The organism is Acinetobacter sp. EKM10A (genome assembly GCF_011075215.1).
In the GTDB taxonomy this organism is placed as follows: Bacteria; Pseudomonadota; Gammaproteobacteria; order Pseudomonadales; family Moraxellaceae; genus Acinetobacter; species Acinetobacter baumannii.
In genome coordinates this window covers 588,345-609,923 of sequence record NZ_JAALLK010000001.1, presented here as the reverse complement: position 1 = coordinate 609,923, position 21,579 = coordinate 588,345, and the positions used below count along the sequence as shown (strand labels likewise).

The window sequence follows — 21,579 nt, the reverse complement described above, 5'->3', positions numbered from 1 at the left end:
CCTTTTTGGAACTAATTATTAAATATACAGGATGTCTTTTTAAGTCAAACTGTTTTTGATGACGACCAAGTTTCAAAAACTGAGAATATTTTAACTTTCTCTTTTTGTACTCAAACTATTTTGGACAATATCAAAGGAATTACGCGGATCTATTGAAATAAAAGATCCACGTATAGTCTTAAAATTAATAAGTCACTGTCACAACAACACTATCAGAATAGTTTCCCGGTTTAGTTGAAATGGAAGTGCCTTGCGGAATTTTTCCATAAACGGGTGTACTTTGAGCGCTACCTGTACCAGTTTTTGAGACTCCACCTGAACCACCAACATTGGTTACACCTCCTGTGGCATCCCATACCGTACTATAATTAGAATCTTTATATAGCTGATAGGGAATATAATCATTATTGCCATTGGTCATACGCCTAAAACCTCCAACTATACGATTATTGCCATCCCCTAAATAAATGCTATAAGGTGTTCCATAGTTGCAGGTAGTATTCACTGCTCCTTGAGTTGTGTAATCACGCTTAGTCGTACCAATATCATTAATATTGCCGAAATCTACAGTTGAAGTTGAGTTTAATTGGCACAGACTTGGGACCACAAAGTTTGCTGTTAGTAATGTATCACCAGAATCCCAGTCACCAAGTAAATCGCCACATGACAAACCCAAAAGATCCATATCCCAGTACAACCGAACCGAAGCCGTATAGGTTCCTTTAGGATATGCAATGAGAGACCCCGTTCGAGCTGGTACTTTTATATTTACCGAGTAACTCACAATATTATTTGATGCGACTGTTGCTACTGGACCATACCACACATTGGAGGTTTGGTTGGTAGTAGAAGAGCCAGCCCCGCCTACAGTTGCAGTAACTGTATAGGGTAAAGTCACACTATTATTCGCAGTGGTTGCTCCTGTAAATACGGTTTTCATACACATAAAATTAGAAATCTGGGGAAGTCCTAAATTCGTACAAGTAATTGTTCCTGAAAGGTTTACGGTTGCATCACTATTAATATTTGCTGCAGTGTAATTAAAAGTACTATTTGTAGTCCCGCTTACCGTGCAAGCAGCTTGTGCAGGACTAAAAAATGCATAAACGAGATAAATTAAGCAAATGCCTATGAAGTATTTTAAAGACCGTGGAAGTTTTTTATAGCTCTCTATTTGAGCCTTATTCATAAAATTTAATGACATACATAAGGTCCCAATTTTTTAGTTGAGTACTGATTACTGTTATAGGTAAAGTCAACTTGGCATGAGCCATGATCAAGAAGATCGACTACAAGTTTGTTTTGTTTTAATAAGTTTGAAATAAACACTTCACCGTCATAGCCAACCACTCCATCTTGCTGTCCATTAATTTGAACGCTATACCCCGGTAATAACGGTGAGTTATTTTTATCAACAAGTTTCACTAATCCTGAGATGACCTGATGTGCACCAAAATCAATCATTGTTCCTTGGCGATAACCTACAACAGTTTTTTGTTCAGTGGAGTTAACGCTCCAATTTAGAGGCAAGAATGAAGGATCTAAATAAATATGGTTCTCTTGATATGGCATGAGACTAGGAATCAAAAATCTCCCTGATTTATCCGTAAAGCCTAAATTTACTCCACCATTTAAGATTTGGCTTTGCGGGCCTGCATTAGTGACAACAGCATATCCATCTCCAATTTCATTGGCCGCAAAGAGCCGCCCTGCTGCAGCTACCAAAGATCCCGTTGCCGAAAGAGCAACCTGATCGTTATCTCCAATTCGGTTATAGCGACCTGCCAAATAAGCAGCACGGGCACGGTAAGAGGCATAGATTGATGCATTGTTGTCGTGGTTATCCTGATCTCGCTCAACATAGCCTCCCCATCCAAATGACCCAATTTGCGGGTCCGACAAACCGAAAATTTCTTGTCGATAACTCAATCTACCGCTGTCGCTAGAAACACTAGTAATGGCATTGAATTTATTCGAAGGTGTATATCGCAGCGCAAAGTAAATACCGTAGTCCTTGTGATTTTCATAATCTTTATAGGCAGAGGTATAAAATCCCCAGTTCTTGTTCAGACTTCCACTTAAATTGGCCGATAGTAGTTTATATTGATTATCACTATATTTAATCTGGTTATACCCCAGATAGGCCCCATAACCTGCATAAAAGTTATAGTTAATTCCTGCCCTAAAAATTTCATCTGCCAACGCACTGTAGTTAAGGTAGTTTTGTGACTCAGCATCGCTCTGATTATCTTTTAAATATCGAACCTGAGATACTCGTGCCAAATCAAAATAGTTATCGAATATTTTGCGGTAACTGGTGTTAAAAGAAATATTTTTACTAATCCGACCTTCTAAACCCAACAAGGCAGAATAACCGTTTTCATCTTTATACTGGCTTGCTGCAATATCAGCATTAATCACTCCAATACCGAACAGGTTCTTGGCAAAGCCTGTTCCAATGTTAGACAAACCATCTGTTGAAGCCTCTACCCCACCGCTTAAGGTTAATGAGTTGCTGTAACCATATCGAATTGCCCCTGATGCAAAGGTAGCATCGTCATAATCGTTCGAGTATAGGCCATAGTTATAGCGCGGAACCCCAACATCCACTGAAAACTCATTAATACCTTTTGCCAGAATCTTGGATGAAAAATAGTAAGGCTTTTTGGTAATGCTCTGCCGACCAGTAGCATCCGTAGTTACAAGTGTGACCTCATTTCCGGAAATAAACGGGAGCTGTTTAATATCAAAAGGGCCTGACGGGACAAGTCCTGAATAAATCTTTTGCTGGTTAACGTATAAATCCAGTGTTGAAGGCAGTGCGGCTGAACCGGAGAATTGTGGCAGTGCCGAAGTGACAATATCGCCACGTTGAGTATAGGCACTCGACCATTGAAAGCCTGCAAGGCGGACGCTGCTGCCCCAATCCGAACTATTGGAGATAAAGTCCCCTAGGGTATATATCCTGATCTTTTCAGGGTCTACATATTGCCATTTACTTTCCAGACGTACCCATTTTTCGTGGCTATAACTATTTTCATCATTTCCGTTATATAACACACCAGACGAAAAGTTACCGATCGCACTGTTGAAAATTCCCTCTGCCGAACCGGAGAAAACATTCTCATCATTAGTTATGGTGTGATACAGGCTATAGTTCAGGATTGCAGCGTTTAAAGGCTTTATTTTAAGTAGCTGCGGACTGGTGATCTGCTGCCCTTTTAAGTCAACCGAATAGCCTGTCATCATGTGAGGAGGTACTTGTAAGTTTAAAGACTGCTCATTCTCCAAGTATTTAAACCGGATATCTTTAAGCTCATTAAGACAAATCCACTGGCTATCAGAAATGGAATCATCCATTTTTAGTCTTAAAGTTTTTAAGTCACGGGCACGGATATATAATTTTTTATCTTGATCTTGTCTTACGGCTACTAAATCCTCAGAAGGGTTGGAATTAATAGAAATATTTAAAAAAAGCTGTGCAACGTTATTATCTTGCTCCTGTTCATTCATCTTTATCTGCGTGTTTTTACTTTTGCTGTCAATCGTATCCGGAATACTTGGAACCGGCACATTCGTATTGTCCTGTAACTGTTCAGCAAAAGCATATGCAGGAAGATATGTAACACATAAGACACCTATAATATATTTCATATAAGCCTCTTATAGCGTGACTTTCTTACCATTAACTGTTAAGGAAATACTGTATTTATGGTCGGGCTGATATGAAAAATTACTAATCGGATAGCTTCGTGATTGTTCTGCAAGAATATAACCATTCACTGTATTTACTTTAATGGAGTAACTCTTATTTTCTGTTAGATCTACAAGTTTTAAGTCATTTAAAAGTGCATGCCTGTTTCCAATATTGCTGATATTTAAAGAAGGGGTTTTTTGACTATTATCAATTTTCCAATTTAGTTGAGTAATCGCATCTTTATTCACTACAAATACAGGTAATGATGAGCGAAGTAAGACATTTACACCTTGACTAACTTTGCGGCTATCCATAGGTTTTGGCAGCTCATCAATAATAATACGATAAGTTTTTTCGCCAGAAACTGGCGTTGGATTAACCCTCACTACACGTAAATTATAAGAGTCATTAGGTTGTAATTTTAAAAAAGGTGGACTAACCGCAATTTCATCCGTAGGGGTTAATTGATCCTGTCCATTGTTTTGACTCCACTCAAATACACGCACCTGTAAATCGGTACTTTCATTTGACTGGTTATATAAACTAATCGAAGAAGCACTTTGATTACTTAAAATTTCCACCGTTACAGGCGAAAGACGAATTGTAGCGGCATAAATAGTGCTCGATAAAGATAAGAATAATCCCGTAATAATAAAAATGTTTTTTTTCATAATTAACCCAAGTATATCTTTCTAAAGTATTAGCCCTTTTAAAGGGCTAACTATATTTATAATTTATAAAATTTAATAAGTTACTGTGACTGTCACAGTGTCAACATAGCTACCTGCACTTGGTAAAGTTGTACCAGCAGGGATACGGCCATACACGTTAACTGTCTGGACATTACCCGTGCCTGTTCCACTATAAGCAGTTGTTGCAACTCCAATAGCCGTAGCACGTCCTGTGTCAGAGTAAAGGTTATAAGGAATATATTCTGTAGTAGACGCGCCACCAATCATACGACGTTGAGTTGATAGAACATTTTGTCCACCATCAAATGACAAAGTCCATGGCACTGTGTTGTTACACAACACCCTAATTGGAGTACCACCAGTAGTCGTAGTATCTGCGTCTACATTACCAGCCAGAGAACTTAAGGTGCCAAAGTCTAGAACTGCATTAGCTGTCGTACCAGTAGCTGAGGTATTCAGGACACAGCTATTTGTTACTGTAGCTCTAACCGTCAAGGTGCCTGTTGCTGTAGCGGCATTGGCTGCATTGAGAGAAGATAATCCTACAGCAAATGCTGATAAATAAAAAAAAGTCTTTTTCATGGTTAAAACCTTTTTACATTAAATTGTTGGAATTAATAGATGTAAAAAAATTAATCTTCACCATTACAATCACTTTTATTCGACTGCTCTTTTAAAGCTTATATTTTTTACTCTATTTTTGGCATCATACATAAAAAAATTTAAATTGTATGAGTATGTTTTTATTTCAATTTTCAATTAATAAAATACAATTACCCATTCTAACCCTTCATTAACAATTCATTAACAATACAAAAAAACAAATAATTGATTTTTATTAATTTAATTAAATACCAATAAAATAATTTAGAAAAAATTTAAATAAATATTTCAATATTTTTAGCAAAAATTATAAGTATAAAAATAAAATTTATAGAATAATTTAAAATATTTTTCTAATTAATCGATAAGTAGTCTCTATTTTTAAGAATAATTAAAAGATATATTTAAAATAAATCATTAATTATTAATTGAGATATAATTCCTATTTCTTTATATTTTTTTGATTTAGTTAATTATATAAAAATAAAGGCCCCTCAAGAGGCCTCTATTCAATATGCTTAAATATTATTAAACGCTCAGCATACTATTTAAAGTTTCAGAAACGTTTTTAGATTTCACTTTAGGCTGCAATGCTTGTAAAGCCTGTTGCACTTGAGTGCGCTGAGGTTCGGCAAGCGTGTACCAGCGAGATAACACCTGTAATAAGCGTGAACCTAAAATCGGGTTTTTCTCGTCCAGATATTCTGCAAGATTAATAAAGTGAGCTACACCAAAGCCCCATGTATTTTCAGGGTTATTTGACAAACCACCACTCACGGCGCGAATACGGTTTGGTGTGGTTAAGTCATAATCAGGATGCTGAGTTAGATATTCAATTGTCTCAACTGTAGCATTTGGGTTTGCCGCCTGAATCATAAACCATTGGTCCAAAGACAATGCTTCGTCTTTAAAGCGGTTATAGAAATCAGCTAGGGCTTCTTGTGCTTGAGGCGCACTTTGCCACACTAGTACACGCAGCGCACCTAAACGTTCAGACATATTCCCCGTGCTTTGATATTGCTTATAAGCTAATTCAAATGCACTTTGGTCACCCTGACGCGCCATCATCATGAGCATAATGTTCTTTAATGCACGTACACCCATCGCTAAAGAAAATTCTTTTTGCAAGTCAGGGTCCAGTGTAAGGTACGTATCTTTCCAGAACGACCCCAACTCTTGAGCCAAACGATTGAGTAAGGCTTCACGTTTTACATGAATATCGGCTGGTGCATAGTTTTGATCAATACGGCTACCTAAATAACCTTCAGTTGGTACATCAAACAAACGCGATGCTAAAAGTGGATCACGACCAACTAATTCAGGCAATGTGCTTTGAATAGCTTGAATATAGGTATCCGCAGAGTGATCTTCTAACAAAATACGTTCAAGCAAGGTTTGTGTTGCTTGCCATTGGTTAAAACCATTTGTTTCATGTTGAATTAAGAATGCTAATTCTTCATCACTGTAATCAAATACCAGATTTACAGGTGCAGAGAAATTACGTAGTAGTGAAACAACAGGTTGCTCAGTTACTCCTGTAAACTCAATAGCTGCCTCGTCTTGGTCAAACAAATACACACCATCTTTAACACCATTTACAAATAGGCTTTCGCTATGGAGCGTATATTGCTCTCCTGTTTTAGCATTAAATAATGCCAACGCTACAGGAATTGGGACAGCTTTTAAGTTTGGATATTTCGGATGCGCTTTTAGGCTTTGTTTAAAGCTTAGACGATAAGTTTGCGCTGCTGCATCATATTCACCTTTCGCTTCAAGCTTTGGTGTACCTGGTTGGTTATACCAAGTTAAGAATGCAGATAAATCAACACCTGAACCTGCAGAGAGTGCAGCAACCCAGTCTTCAACAGTTACGGCTTGTCCATCATGACGACGGAAATATTCATCCGTTCCCTGACGGAATTTTTCTTTACCCAGTAATGTCGACATCATGCGGTTAATTTCCGCACCTTTTTCATAAACAGTCGCTGTATAGAAGTTATTAATTTCGACAAAGTGGTCTGGGCGTGGAGGATGCGACAAAGGACCTGCATCTTCTGGGAATTGATGTGATTTAAGAACAGCGACATCATCAATACGTTGAACCGCAGCAGATTGTAAATCTTCCGAGAAAGACTGATCACGGAATACAGTTAGACCCTCTTTTAAGCACAACTGGAACCAGTCACGACAAGTAATACGGTTTCCTGTCCAGTTATGGAAATATTCATGGGCAATCACAGATTGTACACGCATAATCGCTGCGTCAGTTGTGTATTCTTCATCGGCAAGTACGCATGAGGTGTTAAAGATATTTAAACCTTTATTTTCCATGGCACCCATGTTGAACTGGCTCACCGCCACAATCATATAGTTGTCGAGATCATAGGCACGGCCATAGTGCTCTTCATCCCAGTGCATAGAATGCTTTAATGCTTCCATTGCGATATGGCATTTTGGAATGTCTTTCTCAATGGCATAGATTTCTAAAGCGACATCACGTCCTTCCGAAGTCGTATAGCGGTCTTTCAATACAGCTAAATCACCAATCACACAAGCAAACAAATAGCTTGGCTTTTTAGTCGGGTCTTGCCAGATCGCAAAGTGACGGTTTTCACCAACTTCACCTGTTTCAAGCAAGTTACCATTCGCAAGTAAAACCGGATATTTTTTGTCTGCTTCTACACGTGTAGTAAAAACTGAAAGTACGTCTGGACGGTCTGGATAGAACGTAATTTTACGGAAACCTTCAGGCTCATTTTGCGTTACAAATAAGTCGCCAGCTTTATATAAACCTTCAAGCTGAGTGTTGGTTTCCGGGTGAATAATCACTTGAGTTTGTAAAATGACTTCATCTGGTGCATCAGTGATCACCAGTTGTTCACTATCGAGTGAATATTGTGCAGGAGTAATATCTTGGCCATTGAGCTGAATAGATTGCAACTCAAGATCACGGCCCAGTAGCACCAAGTCTCCAGCAGTTTGACGCTTCATGACTAATGTTGAATCAACAATTGTTTTATCGTCATAGACTTGAATATCAAGATTAATTGATTCAACCAAGAACGCAGGTTTTTGATAATCTTTTAAATAAACTGTTTGATCTGCCTGAACTGGAGGCTGCGCCGCAATATTCATCTTTATTCCTTATATACTTTTGGAAACCGTAGTACGAATTTTATGAACTTGATCATACACATTCATACATACTGTGTTTGTTTACCTTTATAAAATTAATGGGACTTCATTTATACATTTCAAATTAGAATCGTCTTTTATTAGCACAGATTAGACCAAATTTACGATAATCGCTGCTTATATAATCAATCTATACAATAAAAATAAAACTCCTTTCGCTTTTAACATTTTTGAGGAGCTGCTTACATTTTGGGCATGGTTCTTGCCTTATCCAATATACCAGTATAAGTATTTCAATCAGAATAAGAGGAACTCACTATGGAATTAAAAGCTTATTTACATCGACTAGAAAACATTAAAGCGATTCATGATCTAAATGCAGCAGGACTCGACCACCATGTAATTGCCGTGTTCTTGTCTGCCGAAGGTATTTCAATGACTGCTCAGGAGGTAACCACTATCGTTAATACGTATGACGCCTTAGGTAAAGTGAAATTACCAAATAAAAAAGTGCAGGCACTGATCAATGCCAAAAAACTTGGACAAAATGATGAGACCTTGCCGTGCCCTGTTTAATCTTAACTTTTAACCTCTTATAAAAACCTAAAGTCAAAACAAAGACTTTAGGTTTTCTATTTTTGCATCAAACAAAAAGACAATCTCATCTATCGGCAATGCGGCTGTGTATAATAGGTCAGTCATGATTAATTTAAACGTTCGGAGCGAAATGGCCTTACAAATTCTACAAAAACAGCTAGATGAAAGTAGCCATTGCCCTCTCTGCCAAGCGTCGATGTACTGGGTAGATGCCGAACAATTTGAGCAAGACGTTCAATTTCATGAATGTAGCCATTGCCAACACCGTGTATTTAAAGACACAAAAATGACTTGTCATTGTGAAACATGCACTAAACAACGGAAAAAACTTTTACAACAAACTCGTTTACAAGAACAACGCCAGTTTAAGTCAAAAGACCAACCTCAGCGCAGTCTGGAACAACTAAGTTTTTTACATAAACTTTTTTTACTCAGCCTACTTGATGACTATGCTCGTGATGACATTGCACATGATGAATACATTCATTGGGACCAGATAAAATATCAGCCGATTACCCCTAACTGGATGTTCCAGAACCATCTCATTAAACAGCTTCATAAAGATGGGATTTTAAATGCACAAGATCAAACCGATGAACCACAGTGCTTTTATTTAAATATTCGTCTAGATGGTTATAGCGACCCGAGTTTATTTAGTGTAGCTCAGCAACTACGCCACTGGTTCTATGAAAACCTAAGTCTTGGTATTCCATTTCGTAGTGCCGATGAAGTGAAAGACGTGCTGTTTCAGGTGCTCTATCAAGAAATTATTCAGTTCTCTCAGTTCTATTGCCGAACTTGGGGTATCCAAATTGCAGGAAGCTCTAATTTTCAAGCCTTTTGCTACCGTTTAATGGACTCATTGGCGATTGGTCAAATTTATTATCTTATTCAGACTGCACTTGAATATCTTTATAAACAAAAGGCACTACAGCCACGAAATGAAAAGTTTATTAATACTAATCTATTAAAGAAAACTTTAGAGCAATATCGGGAACGAGCTTTGGCTGAAAAGTGGGAAACTTCGATGTTGCCACGCCCTTACAATATTCCTTACAGTAAAATGAGCCATATATTATTTAACCGCTTTTTAGGTTATGACGAACAGATATTTGTACAACCTGTATGGAAAGCATGGCGAAAAATCGAACCTCGTTTAAACTTTTACTCGGTTAAACGTTGTATGTACTGTGGTTCAAATGATCTAAGCGTGGACTATGATGCAGCAGATTATGTGTCGTTGATTTGCCAAAATTGCAAACATCAAGATCACTATTTTACCCGTTAACTTTCTTATCTCTGGCTTAATAAGGATTATCAGATGACTTCGACATCCAACCTCATTGAACAGATGATTGAAGCTTGGCAAAACATGCAGGCAAAAACGCCGCTGGTACAATGTATTACCAACAGCGTTGCTGCCAACTACACCGCCAATGTATTACTTGCTTCCGGTGCTTCACCTGCCATGATTGATAATCCTTATGAAGCAGAAAGCTTTACCAAAATTTCAGCGGCTTTAAGCATTAATTTAGGCACACCGACTTCAGAGCAAATGCAAGCCATGCAAATCTCTGCCAAGACCGCACAGCTTAACAATGTTCCTTGGGTACTCGATCCGGTAGGCTATGGACCAATATTAGCTTGGCGTAGTCAAATGACAGACGAGCTTTTACAGTTCAAGCCAAGCGTTATACGTGGTAATGCCTCAGAAATCAGTACGCTTGCAGGCAATCAGGTTCAATCAAAAGGTGTAGACAGCACTTTAAGCAGTGACCAAGCTTATCAGCAAGCTTTGTCGCTCTTAACACATGCAAGCTGTATCGCTATTTCAGGTGAATCAGATTATATTTTGTCTAACGAAGTTGATGCTGTAATTCAAGTAAATGGTGGAAGCCCGTTACAACCCAAAATTACTGCAACTGGCTGCGCTTTGGGTGCATTAATTGCTGCATATAGCGCCGTGACGACACCAACCATTGCAGCTCTTTCAGCTCATATTCATTTTGCAATTGCAGGTAAACTTGCTGCAAATCAAGCTCAAACGATGGGTAGTTTTAGTAGCATATTTATGGATTATATCCATATGTTAGATGCTAATCTGATTGAGCAATACGCAGATATCAAACTTTTAAATAAACAGGCATAACCTAAACTATGCCTGAATTACACTAGACTCACTTTAAAAGTAAGTAGATGTCGGTAATAAGATCAGACTACTTTTACATAGTACTCATTGCTATTCTTGATCGAAATTGCGCTTTTTAGAGTTATACAACTTGTTTGAAATAATCTTCTCTCGGCATATCAACAAGCTCAACGCACAATTGAATTTCTTTATTAAACCCTTGTTGTAGATATTTTTTGTTGCTAAGCGCCGCTAATAACTGCTCACCCATAAGCTGTTTTTGTTCAGCCGTTCTTCCAGACAAAATATAGACCTTTGCATGAATATAAGCTTGATCAGCCCCTAAGCCTATTAGGAAAACATCATCTTTACGCGCACGGCTTTTAATGTCTTCTGGACTAAATAGCTCTGTTTCAATGAGCGTGGTATTAATTTCTTCAAGTAATTGTTTTGCATTTAGTCCAGTTAAGTTATCTGAATAATCAACTACAACGTGCGGCATAGCCACCTCAATTTATATAATAAGTCATTAAGCCAATTAAACTTTATTCAATAAATAATAAAGCTAATCGAACCTGATCATATCCCATTCGAGGGCTGGTTGCTTCAACAATTGGTCTTAGTTTGATCGAACCATCATCAGAAAAATGATCCGGATTTTGGCGTTTTTTCAACTTCTTATAAATTTTACGCACTTCTTCGACCACTTCTTCACCAGGATGGGCAACCGAAATATCTAGGTTTTGTTCTTTATGCAGTCGAGCCAAGTGATTAATAATGGTTGCAGGTGTTAGACCACGTTCATGTGCAATATCTTCAATTTCGTAGCCTTCTTCAAACAATGCACGAGTTTCATCCAAAGTCGCTGAGGCGTAATTTTGCTTCTCGCCTTTCGCTAGTTTTTTCTCATTTCTTGAAATTTCAGTTTCATTTAAGGTTCCACCACAATGACGAATAAAGGCTTTATGTTGAGCCGTTAAATCGACATTAGCAAAATTATCTTCGGCTTCTTTAGAAAGTTCTTGAAAACGGCGATCAGCTTTTACAGCCAGACTATCTAACTCCAAAGCTTGTTCATTAAAACCTAATAATTTTAACCCTGTTAAAGACTTCAAACGTGAGAGCGCAACATAACCTTGCCCTTTTTCAAAGGTATGCATCAGGTTAATTTCGGCAGCTTCCAAAGTCATACCTTGACTTTTATGAATGGTAATCGCCCACGCCAAACGAAGTGGAATTTGCTGGAAACTTGCAATGACTTTTCCTGCTTCATTTTCAATTGACCATGTTTCAGGCGCTACCAGCAAAGTTGTACCATCGGTTAATTTTACCTTTGGCAATAACCCATTTTCGTCATCTTCTTCAAAACCGATCACCTCACCTAAACTTCCGTTGATATAACCCATATCAAAGTTGTTTTTTACAAACATCACTTTGGCATGTTTTTTAAGTGTGAGTTCTTCCGGAGCACGAACTGAAGATTTCAAAGTTTCTAATAACTTTTCATTACCATCTAAAACCGCATTAAATTGATGTCCTTCATTATCAATTTCATTTAAGTGCTGATAATTGATATTGTCGACATCCATGTTATGTGTATAAAGACGAGTAAAGGTTTCGCCAATGTCATGAGTACGGGATTGATGCAAAGCTTGCAAATGCTCGGTTTGAATACTTTGCGCACGAATCGCATTTAATATCTGATTCAGAATTTCATCATCTTGGCGGTGTTGTTCTGTTAAATAACATACCCGAAATTTGGCTTCGACCCATGCATCAGACATAAAACAGAACTTGTCACGATTGGCTTCACCATTACGGCCTACAGGTGGCAACTGGAAGAAATCTCCAGCCACAATCACTTGAATGCCACCGAATGCTTCATCACTTTCTTTAAAATATTTTAAAACCTGATTGACCAGATTAAGCTGCTTCGCATGGAGCATTGAGATTTCATCAATCACAAGAACTTGCGCGTTTTCAAGGTGTTCCTTGAGATATTTACGCTCTTTCATGCGTTTCAAGTCATCGTCAGTTAGATGATCTTTGATGCCAATACCAGCCCATGTATGAATGGTCATGCCATTCATATGCGTTGCAGCAATACCAGTAGACGCTGTAATCGCTACAGGTACTTTACGCGCTTTTAAATAATGGATGTACTGATTGAGTGTATAGGTTTTCCCTGCACCAGCCGAACCGGTTAAAAAGACATTTTCACCTGCTTTTAGCAGTTTAAGTGCAGTTTCCTGTTTCATAATCTCATATGTACATCTTCAACAGCCCATAGCTTAACGATTTTCCCGAAAAATTTAAATGAATGAGCCAAATTTTCTATAAAAACAATATAAATCAATAGCTAATATCAAGTTGGTAATTGGTAGGTTTTTGGTAGGTAGGAAAATAATCTACACATCACAATACTAAGGCCATGGTGAGGCTCACCTGTAATAACAAACAATGGATTTATGGAAAAAGGAATCACTCCATGGCTTTTAAAAATATTGCAGATCAAACAAACGGTTTTTATATTCCTTGCGTATCACTCTTTGGACCAGGATGTGCCAAAGAAATTGGAACAAAGGCGCAGAACCTCGGCGCAAAAAAAGCATTAATTGTGACCGATGAAGGGCTATTTAAATTTGGCGTTGCAGATCTTATCGCAAGCTATTTAACCGAAGCAGGCGTAGCGAGCCATATTTTCCCGGGCGCGGAACCTAACCCAACCGATATTAATGTCCACAACGGTGTGAATGCCTATAACGAAAATGGCTGTGACTTTATTGTGTCGTTAGGCGGCGGCTCATCTCATGACTGTGCAAAAGGGATTGGCTTAGTGACTGCGGGTGGTGGTCATATTCGTGACTACGAAGGCATCGATAAAAGTAAAGTCCCAATGACGCCATTAATTGCAGTGAATACAACGGCTGGTACGGCATCTGAAATGACCCGTTTCTGTATTATTACCAATACAGATACTCATGTAAAAATGGCTATTGTGGACTGGCGTTGTACTCCACTTATTGCGATCGATGACCCGAAACTCATGATTGCAAAACCGGCAGGTTTAACCGCTGCAACAGGTATGGATGCATTAACCCATGCAGTTGAAGCATATGTTTCTACAGCAGCAAACCCAATTACCGATGCTTGTGCTGAAAAAGCAATCACCATGATTAGTCAATGGTTACAACCTGCTGTCGCAAATGGCGAAAACATCGAAGCTCGTGATGCGATGAGCTATGCGCAGTACTTGGCTGGTATGGCATTTAACAATGCATCTTTAGGTTATGTTCATGCAATGGCACACCAGTTGGGCGGGTTCTACAACCTACCTCATGGTGTATGTAACGCAATCTTACTACCACATGTTTGTGAATTTAACTTAATTGCTTGTCCAGATCGTTATGCAAAAATCGCAGAATTAATGGGTGTAAATACCCACGGTCTCAGCGTAACAGAAGCTGCGTATGCTGCAATTGATGCCATTCGCAAACTGTCTTCTTCAATTGGTATCCCATCTGGCCTAACAGAACTGGGCGTAAAAACCGAAGACCTCGCGGTTATGGCCGAAAATGCTCAAAAAGATGCATGTATGCTCACCAACCCTCGTAAAGCAAACCATGCACAAGTTGTAGAGATTTTCAAAGCAGCACTTTAATACTGATGTAACGCTATGTTCCTGTAGTAAGTCAAATCCCTCCGACCGTTGACTTACTTTTTGGGGAATACTTAGCTCCAGCGGTATTCCCTTTTTTTAAAACCTATACTCCAACCTTCTCTAAACCTGATTGACAATTTGCCCATTTCATTGAAGGATACTCAACATGACTTAATGACAATAGCTCGATAAAAATGAATACATCTACAGCTAAACACAATTATGCCCCAGATATTTTAGGTGCCGGCTATGAGCAGCTAACGCTCAACTTTCCAGATGATTATGAAGGTAAAGTTGTAGCCACCTTAGTTCGTAAAAAAGCCACTCAACCAACTCAAAAAGCGGTACTTTATATTCATGGTTTTTTAGATTATTTCTTTCAAACCGAAATGGCCGAGCAATTTAATGCCCATGGTTATGACTTCTATGCACTCGATTTAAGAAAATATGGCCGCTCAAAACTGCCTCATCAAATTTTCTATAATGTGCTCGATTTAAATGAATATGAGGCCGAAATTACTCAAGCATTAGAGATTATTGGCCAAGAAAAACATACACAAGTTTTACTTGCAGGTCACTCAACAGGCGGCTTAACGGCAACGCTTTATGCTGCGCATCATCCTGATCATCCCCTCATTAAAGCACTCTGGGCGAATAGTCCGTTTTACGATTTTAATTTAAGCTTAGTCGAAAAGAAGTTTGGTATTCCAATGCTCAGTCGAGTAGGAAAATATCTGCCAAAAGTTAAATTTCCAAGCCAACTGAACAAATGGTACACCACCAGTCTTCATAAGCAGCTTAAAGGTGAATGGGATTTCAACCTCGATTGGAAACCAACCTCTGCCCCGACAGTTCAACTCAGCTTTGTACATGCAATTCATACTGCGCAAAAAGAAATTCACCGCGGTGTTAAATTGAATATTCCAGCCCTGATTATGCATTCGCACCAAACTAAAAACCCACGCAAATGGGGACCCGATGCAACTCAAAGCGATGTCATTTTAGACGTTAAAGACATTGCTAAATTTGGGAAAAAAATGAAAGGCGATGTCTCAGTTGTCTCTATTCACAATGGTTTACACGATTTAGTCCTTTCGGCCCAGCCAGTACGGGAACAAGTCTATCAGCAACTATTCCAATGGCTGGATCAAAAAGTCACCTAACTTAGCTTAGGTGAGTCAATATATTTCACTAGCAATTGATGCGCAGGATGTTCACTCGGTAATAACTCCATAAGACGTTCTACCGCATCGATTGCTTCAGGGAAATGAGCTAAATGCTTAAGTAATAAATCTGTTTCTTGTGTTTTAAAAATCGCATCACTTAAGCGCGACTCAAGGCAGTCACGCCATGCACACAGAAACGGACTTTCGGTTTTTGCCAGAAATACGCCCGTATAAAGCTGCAATGCAGAGGCGACATATCCAGCATCAAGCGCTTGTTCAGCTTGTAAAAAATCGGCCTCAACATGCACAAGTAACCGATATGGACGTGAACCAAGCAAACCTCCCAATATATCTCGCAGTTGAGACATTTCAGCTTTAAGCGTACCCATGCTTACTTTACGCTCACCATAAAGTGCCTGATAGAGATGCTCTAAGGTTAAACCATGTGGACATAGTGCCAATATCGTTAAAATTTCAATTTGACGCGGCGTCAATAATAAACTTTTGCCGTTAAATTTGACTTGCGGCGTCGAAAATGCCCGGATGTGTAAGTGCTGGCGCTGTTGTTCTAACAAGGCAGATTGAATAATGGAGGCACAACGCTCAGCGGCCAAAATACCCAAGGTATTATGGTTTTTCCATGTGGTTGATAAATCTACCACACCCAAGGTTTGCTTTGAGTATGGATCGATAATGGGTGCTGCATAACAAACCCAATCGTGAATCGACTCCATATAATGTTCATTGGAAAAAACACAGCTTGATTGTTGAGTTTTTAAAGATAACGCCAATGCATTCGTACCTACAAATTCTTCACGCCATTGACCACCTTGTACAAAATGTACACGTTCAGCAGCACTCTGCATTTGAGCACTTGAGGCTGTCCAGATAATGGTACTACCGATGTCACCCACAGCAATGACCATAGAAGATTGCTCTGCAATATGACGTAAGTCATCAGCACACTGGCTTAGTGCCAGATCTAAAGCATTTTGTGAAGCAGATTTTCTTTCAAGTAGAGGTGCTGCAAATCGTTCTTTAGGAATCGCAGCAGAAGCTGATCGTTCCCACGAGCTTGCAATACTTTGGCCGAGTTTGGCAGCGTTCTGAGGAGAGAGACTATTTTGCGTGCGCAGTTGATCAATCAACATCCGTTGCTGCAATAAATCCTTTTTTGTGAACATTTGTAAATTCCTTATATATTCACATTTCTATTCCAACCTTTCTCCAACCTTCTTCTTTATATCCTAATTATACAAAGTACGAAAGTACTTACTGACAGGGTTCTTGTTAGTCTTTAGTCCTAAAAAAGCAAAGGAATATTTATATGCGCTATATCGATCCAAATCAACCAGGCTCAAAAGTTCAATTTAAATCACAATATGAAAATTTTATTGGCGGTGAATGGGTTGCACCTCTAAAGGGTGAATATTTTGATAATGTGTCACCAGTGGATGGAAAAGCTTTCACACGCATTCCACGCTCTAGTGCTGAAGATATTGAACTTGCTTTAGATGCAGCACACAAAGCGAAAGCTTCATGGAATAAATCTTCACCGACTACACGTTCTAATATACTTTTAAAAATTGCTGATCGTTTAGAAGCAAATCTTGAAATGCTTGCGGTTGCAGAAACTTGGGACAACGGTAAAGCAGTTCGTGAAACTTTAGCAGCTGACCTTCCACTTGCAATCGACCATTTCCGTTATTTCGCAGGATGTATTCGTGCTCAAGAAGGCGGCATCTCTGAAATTGATGAAGATACCATTGCCTACCATTTCCATGAACCACTAGGTGTGGTTGGTCAAATCATTCCATGGAACTTCCCGATTTTAATGGCTGCATGGAAGCTCGCTCCCGCTTTGGCGGCTGGTAACTGTGTGGTGATTAAGCCAGCTGAGCAAACTCCGGTAGGTATTTTGTTGGTTGCCGAACTCATCCAAGATATCTTACCGCCGGGCGTACTTAATATTGTGAATGGTTTCGGTGCAGAAGTTGGCCGTCCGTTAGCGACAAGCCCACGTATTGCAAAAATTGCGTTCACAGGTTCAACTCAAACTGGGCAAATGGTGATGCAATATGCGACCGAAAATATTATTCCAGTCACGCTAGAGCTTGGCGGCAAGTCACCGAACCTTTTCTTTGAAGACATCATGGATAAAGAAGATGACTTCTTAGAAAAAACGCTGGAAGGTTTTGCCATGTTTGCCTTAAACCAAGGTGAAGTATGTACTTGCCCTTCTCGTGCTTTAGTACAAGAAAGTATTGCTGATCAATTCTTAGAGTTGGCCGTCGAACGTGTAAAACGTATTAAAACTGGTCATCCTCTCGATACTGAAACCATGATTGGTGCTCAAGCATCTTTGCAACAACAAGAGAAAATCTTACGTTGTATTAATACGGGCCGAGAAGAAGGTGCAGAACTCTTACTTGGTGGTAGTGGCCGTAAAGAAGTAGGTGATGGTTTCTATGTTGATCCGACTATTTTTAAAGGCCACAACAGCATGCAAGTTTTCCAAGAAGAAATTTTTGGTCCTGTACTGGCTGTGACAACATTTAAAGACTTTGACGATGCAATCAAAATTGCCAACGACACTATGTATGGTTTAGGTGCAGGTGTATGGTCACGTTCAGCCCATATTTCTTACCGCGCTGGTCGTGCTATTGAGGCGGGTCGTGTCTGGACAAACTGCTATAACATCTATCCTGCGCATGCTGCATTTGGTGGTTACAAGAAGTCTGGTATTGGTCGTGAAAACCATAAGATGATGCTGGATCACTATCAACAAACCAAAAACTTGTTGGTGAGTTATTCAACCAAACCAATGGGCTTCTTCTAAGTTTCGCACCAAGTTGATACCAAGCTATCAACGCTAGAAGGAAACAAGCTCATTAATTATATAAGAAGCCGGTAATTTAGATTGCTGGCTTTTTTATTTAGTACAGTCAGCTCTCAAATTTTTACTATCCGGAATAAAAAAGCGTCATCTAATATTTAAAGCACGTCATTTAGGCATTGCTTTTGCATTCATTCATACAAACCAACTCGCAGGAGTATTGTATGAATCAACCAGAAACAGCTTCCGTTATTTCTTCAAGTGCAGAAGTCTCATCAGCAGAATATTTTGCTCAGCGCCAACTTAAACAAGGTACCGTGGGTTGGTTACTCCTGATTGGTTTAGGCGTAGCGTATGTGATATCAGGTGATTTTGCTGGCTGGAACTTTGGTATTGCTCAAGGTGGTTGGGGTGGTATGTTTATTGCCACTGCTCTTGCTGCCTTGATGTACCTGTGCCTATGTCTTTCTATGTCAGAAATGTCCACCATGATGCCGACAGCAGGTGGCGGTTATAGTTTTGCCCGTGCTGCCTTTGGGCCTTTTGGTGGTTATTTAACAGGCACAGCGATTTTAATTGAATACGCAATTGCGCCTGCTGCTATTGCCGTATTTATTGGTGGTTATTGCGAATCTCTATTTGGTATTAATGGCTGGATGATTTACCTCGCCTGTTACGCCATTTTTATGGGTATACATCTCAAAGGTGCTGGCGAAGCTTTAAAAATCATGTTTGCGATTACACTTGTCGCCGCTGTTGCCCTTGTCGTGTTTATTGGGGCAATGATTCCACACTTTAATGCACAAAATTTATTTGATATTCCAGTTAGTACAGGTGTTGGCGCAAGTCTTTTTTTACCTCATGGCTACTTGGGCATCTGGGCCGCGGTTCCTTTTGCTATCTGGTTTTTTCTTGCAGTAGAAGGTGTTCCGTTAGCAGCAGAAGAAGCAAAAGATCCAGCCAAATCTCTGCCACGCGGTTTAATCGGTGCAATGCTCATCTTAACAGCATTTGCCATGCTTATTTTGTTCTTGGGTGCAGGCGCAGCAGGTGCAAGTACTTTACAAAACTCAGGCGCCCCTCTGGTAGATGCTTTGGTTAAAGTTTATGGCACCAACACTTGGCTTGCGACATTCGTAAACTTTGTGGGTTTAGCTGGTTTAATCGCAAGTTTCTTCTCAATTATCTATGCCTATTCGCGTCAAATCTTTGCATTGTCACGAGCTGGTTACTTACCGACGTCACTCTCTTTAACCAATAAAAATAAAGCTCCTTATCTTGCAATTATTATTCCGGGCATTATCGGGTTCTTACTTTCACTCACAAAAGAAGGCGATTCACTCATTTTAATCGCGGTTTTTGGTGCAACTATTTCTTATGTGCTGATTCTTTTATCCCACATCAAACTGCGCTTATCTAAACCCGATATGCCTCGTCCTTATAAAACTCCAGGAGGAATCATCACTTCAAGCATTGCACTAGTTTTAGCGGTCGCTGCTGTGGTCGCAGGTTTTGTTGTTAATCCGAAAGTGTGGTTTATTGCTGCCGGTATCTATGTCGTATTTATTGCTTACTTTTTGTTCTACAGCCGCTATCATTTAGTGAAAGGAACACCAGAAGAAGAGTTTGCAAATATTAAAGCCGCAGAACAAGAACTATAAATAAAAGGATGTAACTATGAGTTATCGCAATATTGTCGCCAATCAACAGTATCACTTTGCTGACCTAAAAACGTTAATGGCCAAAGCTACACCGTTACGTTCAGGCGATGAGTTAGCAGGTGTAGCTGCCAGAGATGCAACCGAACATGTTGCGGCACAAATGACTTTGGCTGATGTGCCATTAAAAACCTTTTTAAATGAAGTTTTAGTCGATTACGAAACTGATGAAATTACACGACTGATTATTGATGAACATGATCTGGCAGCCTTTGCCCCTATTTCACACTTTACAGTAGGCGATTTTCGAAATTGGTTACTTGGAGAAGATGCCACTGCAGAAAGCTTAAAAGCTTTAGCATCAGGTTTAACTCCAGAAATGGTGGCTGCTGTCAGCAAAATTATGCGCAATCAAGATTTGATTTATGTCGCCAGCAAATGTGAAGTGGTCACCCAATTTCGCAACACAATTGGTTTAAAAGGACATCTTTCTACCCGTTTACAACCCAACCACCCTACCGATGATGTGCTCGGTATTTCAGCCAGTATTTTAGATGGTTTGATGTATGGCAATGGTGATGCCGTAATTGGCATTAACCCTGCCACGGATAACCTGCATAATTTGTCAGAGCTACTGAAATTGCTTGATCATGTCATTCAGGAATATCAAATTCCAACGCAATCTTGTGTACTTACGCATATCAGCTCAGGCATTCAACTGGCTGAAAAAAATGTACCGATTGATTTAATGTTCCAATCAATTGCCGGCACCCAACTGGCCAATGAAGGTTTTGGAATTTCACTTGATTTACTACAAGAAGGATATGAAGCCACCCTCTCACTCAAGCGCGGAACCATTGGACAAAACGTCATGTACTTTGAAACAGGTCAAGGCAGTGCCCTATCAAGCAATGCTCATCACGGCGTTGACCAACAAACATTAGAAACTCGTGCCTATGCGGTGGCCCGTAAATACAATCCGCTTTTAGTGAATACAGTCGTTGGTTTTATTGGCCCCGAATATCTCTTTAACGGTAAACAAATTATACGTGCAGGACTGGAAGATCACTTCTGCGGTAAGTTACTTGGCGTGCCAATGGGCTGCGACATTTGTTATACCAACCATGCCGATGCCGACCAAAATGATATGGATGTACTTCTTACTCTATTTGGCGCCGCAGGCATTAACTTTATTATGGGGATTCCGGGTTCAGACGATGTCATGCTCAACTATCAAACAACATCATTCCATGATGCCCTCTATTTAAGACAACTCCTCGGTTTAAAACCCGCTCCTGAGTTTTCAGCTTGGCTTGAACAGCAAGGTATTTTTAAACAACAAAACTCTCAAATCTGTTGGGCAGACCATATGCCCGACCAATTCTCTCGTCTGCTCATGAACTAGG

General features: G+C 39.5%; 16 protein-coding genes. 8 read left to right on the top strand and 8 right to left on the bottom strand.

The features are described from left to right. Positions 1 to 184: 184 nt before the first annotated feature. The 5 genes from G9371_RS02765 to pepN all read right to left on the bottom strand — a co-directional run bounded on the left by G9371_RS02765 (position 185) and on the right by pepN (position 8,127). Positions 185 to 1,204 carry a spore coat U domain-containing protein gene (locus G9371_RS02765; RefSeq protein WP_165471251.1) on the bottom strand — a complete coding sequence of 340 codons (1,020 nt, stop codon included), beginning with the start codon at positions 1,202 to 1,204 and terminating at the stop codon, positions 185 to 187. Beyond that, complete coding sequence (locus G9371_RS02760; protein ID WP_000873967.1) at positions 1,195 to 3,654, bottom strand: fimbria/pilus outer membrane usher protein; 2,460 nt, start codon at positions 3,652 to 3,654, stop codon at positions 1,195 to 1,197. The genes G9371_RS02765 and G9371_RS02760 overlap by 10 nt, the downstream gene beginning before the upstream one ends. Positions 3,655 to 3,663: 9 nt before the next feature. Continuing rightward, positions 3,664 to 4,368: a molecular chaperone gene (locus tag G9371_RS02755; protein ID WP_029424708.1), complete on the bottom strand. Its 705-nt coding sequence runs from the start codon at positions 4,366 to 4,368 to the stop codon at positions 3,664 to 3,666. A gap of 72 nt (positions 4,369 to 4,440) precedes the next feature. Further along, the gene (locus tag G9371_RS02750; protein ID WP_000750672.1) at positions 4,441 to 4,971 is read right to left on the bottom strand and encodes a spore coat U domain-containing protein; all 531 of its coding nucleotides are present in this window, start codon (positions 4,969 to 4,971) and stop codon (positions 4,441 to 4,443) included. A gap of 549 nt (positions 4,972 to 5,520) precedes the next feature. Further along, the gene (pepN, locus tag G9371_RS02745) at positions 5,521 to 8,127 is read right to left on the bottom strand and encodes an aminopeptidase N (RefSeq protein WP_029424707.1); all 2,607 of its coding nucleotides are present in this window, start codon (positions 8,125 to 8,127) and stop codon (positions 5,521 to 5,523) included. 318 nt (positions 8,128 to 8,445) lie between these two features. Here pepN and G9371_RS02740 point away from each other — a divergent pair, with 318 nt between their 5' ends. The 3 genes from G9371_RS02740 to thiM all read left to right on the top strand — a co-directional run bounded on the left by G9371_RS02740 (position 8,446) and on the right by thiM (position 10,873). Beyond that, the gene (locus G9371_RS02740) at positions 8,446 to 8,703 is read left to right on the top strand and encodes a hypothetical protein (RefSeq protein ID WP_029424706.1); all 258 of its coding nucleotides are present in this window, start codon (positions 8,446 to 8,448) and stop codon (positions 8,701 to 8,703) included. 151 nt (positions 8,704 to 8,854) lie between these two features. Then, positions 8,855 to 10,012: a hypothetical protein gene (locus tag G9371_RS02735; RefSeq protein WP_029424705.1), complete on the top strand. Its 1,158-nt coding sequence runs from the start codon at positions 8,855 to 8,857 to the stop codon at positions 10,010 to 10,012. Between the two features lie 33 nt (positions 10,013 to 10,045). Next, a complete protein-coding gene (gene thiM / locus G9371_RS02730) occupies positions 10,046 to 10,873 on the top strand; it encodes a hydroxyethylthiazole kinase (protein WP_029424704.1) in 828 nt (275 codons plus the stop codon). Positions 10,874 to 10,994: 121 nt separating this feature from the next. Here thiM and G9371_RS02725 read toward each other — a convergent pair whose 3' ends face one another. Continuing rightward, a complete protein-coding gene (locus G9371_RS02725) occupies positions 10,995 to 11,354 on the bottom strand; it encodes a 5-carboxymethyl-2-hydroxymuconate Delta-isomerase (RefSeq protein ID WP_002132229.1) in 360 nt (119 codons plus the stop codon). A 43-nt stretch (positions 11,355 to 11,397) separates the two neighbouring features. After that, a complete protein-coding gene (locus tag G9371_RS02720) occupies positions 11,398 to 13,110 on the bottom strand; it encodes an AAA family ATPase (RefSeq protein ID WP_029424703.1) in 1,713 nt (570 codons plus the stop codon). A 230-nt stretch (positions 13,111 to 13,340) separates the two neighbouring features. On the opposite strand from G9371_RS02720, the gene mdh reads away from it, so the two are divergent. Further along, on the top strand, positions 13,341 to 14,513 hold the full coding sequence (gene mdh / locus G9371_RS02715; RefSeq protein WP_029424702.1) for an iron-dependent methanol dehydrogenase: 1,173 nt from the start codon (positions 13,341 to 13,343) through the stop codon (positions 14,511 to 14,513). 194 nt (positions 14,514 to 14,707) lie between these two features. After that, a complete protein-coding gene (locus tag G9371_RS02710) occupies positions 14,708 to 15,676 on the top strand; it encodes an alpha/beta hydrolase (RefSeq protein ID WP_029424701.1) in 969 nt (322 codons plus the stop codon). Here G9371_RS02710 and G9371_RS02705 read toward each other — a convergent pair. Next, positions 15,673 to 16,863, bottom strand: coding sequence for a helix-turn-helix domain-containing protein (locus G9371_RS02705; protein WP_000494374.1), 1,191 nt, complete (start codon positions 16,861 to 16,863; stop codon positions 15,673 to 15,675). The two genes, G9371_RS02710 and G9371_RS02705, sit on opposite strands and share 4 nt — an antisense overlap. A gap of 143 nt (positions 16,864 to 17,006) precedes the next feature. Here G9371_RS02705 and G9371_RS02700 point away from each other — a divergent pair, with 143 nt between their 5' ends. The 3 genes from G9371_RS02700 to G9371_RS02690 all read left to right on the top strand — a co-directional run bounded on the left by G9371_RS02700 (position 17,007) and on the right by G9371_RS02690 (position 21,578). Further along, a complete protein-coding gene (locus tag G9371_RS02700; RefSeq protein WP_001269055.1) occupies positions 17,007 to 18,518 on the top strand; it encodes an aldehyde dehydrogenase family protein in 1,512 nt (503 codons plus the stop codon). A 221-nt stretch (positions 18,519 to 18,739) separates the two neighbouring features. Next, positions 18,740 to 20,176: an ethanolamine permease gene (gene eat, locus G9371_RS02695; protein WP_001075435.1), complete on the top strand. Its 1,437-nt coding sequence runs from the start codon at positions 18,740 to 18,742 to the stop codon at positions 20,174 to 20,176. A gap of 16 nt (positions 20,177 to 20,192) precedes the next feature. Then, positions 20,193 to 21,578, top strand: coding sequence for an ethanolamine ammonia-lyase subunit EutB (locus G9371_RS02690; protein WP_000122143.1), 1,386 nt, complete (start codon positions 20,193 to 20,195; stop codon positions 21,576 to 21,578). The last annotated feature ends 1 nt before the right edge of the window (position 21,579 follow it).

Bases quoted from the DNA above. Each gene is read 5' to 3' on its own strand.
- G9371_RS02765 (WP_165471251.1), bottom strand. From the start codon at position 1,204: ATGTCATTAAATTTTATGAATAAGGCTCAAATAGAGAGCTATAAAAAA.
- G9371_RS02760 (WP_000873967.1), bottom strand. From the start codon at position 3,654: ATGAAATATATTATAGGTGTCTTATGTGTTACATATCTTCCTGCATAT.
- G9371_RS02755 (WP_029424708.1), bottom strand. From the start codon at position 4,368: ATGAAAAAAAACATTTTTATTATTACGGGATTATTCTTATCTTTATCG.
- G9371_RS02750 (WP_000750672.1), bottom strand. From the start codon at position 4,971: ATGAAAAAGACTTTTTTTTATTTATCAGCATTTGCTGTAGGATTATCT.
- pepN (WP_029424707.1), bottom strand. From the start codon at position 8,127: ATGAATATTGCGGCGCAGCCTCCAGTTCAGGCAGATCAAACAGTTTAT.
- G9371_RS02740 (WP_029424706.1), top strand. From the start codon at position 8,446: ATGGAATTAAAAGCTTATTTACATCGACTAGAAAACATTAAAGCGATT.
- G9371_RS02735 (WP_029424705.1), top strand. From the start codon at position 8,855: ATGGCCTTACAAATTCTACAAAAACAGCTAGATGAAAGTAGCCATTGC.
- thiM (WP_029424704.1), top strand. From the start codon at position 10,046: ATGACTTCGACATCCAACCTCATTGAACAGATGATTGAAGCTTGGCAA.
- G9371_RS02725 (WP_002132229.1), bottom strand. From the start codon at position 11,354: ATGCCGCACGTTGTAGTTGATTATTCAGATAACTTAACTGGACTAAAT.
- G9371_RS02720 (WP_029424703.1), bottom strand. From the start codon at position 13,110: ATGAAACAGGAAACTGCACTTAAACTGCTAAAAGCAGGTGAAAATGTC.
- mdh (WP_029424702.1), top strand. From the start codon at position 13,341: ATGGCTTTTAAAAATATTGCAGATCAAACAAACGGTTTTTATATTCCT.
- G9371_RS02710 (WP_029424701.1), top strand. From the start codon at position 14,708: ATGAATACATCTACAGCTAAACACAATTATGCCCCAGATATTTTAGGT.
- G9371_RS02705 (WP_000494374.1), bottom strand. From the start codon at position 16,863: ATGTTCACAAAAAAGGATTTATTGCAGCAACGGATGTTGATTGATCAA.
- G9371_RS02700 (WP_001269055.1), top strand. From the start codon at position 17,007: ATGCGCTATATCGATCCAAATCAACCAGGCTCAAAAGTTCAATTTAAA.
- eat (WP_001075435.1), top strand. From the start codon at position 18,740: ATGAATCAACCAGAAACAGCTTCCGTTATTTCTTCAAGTGCAGAAGTC.
- G9371_RS02690 (WP_000122143.1), top strand. From the start codon at position 20,193: ATGAGTTATCGCAATATTGTCGCCAATCAACAGTATCACTTTGCTGAC.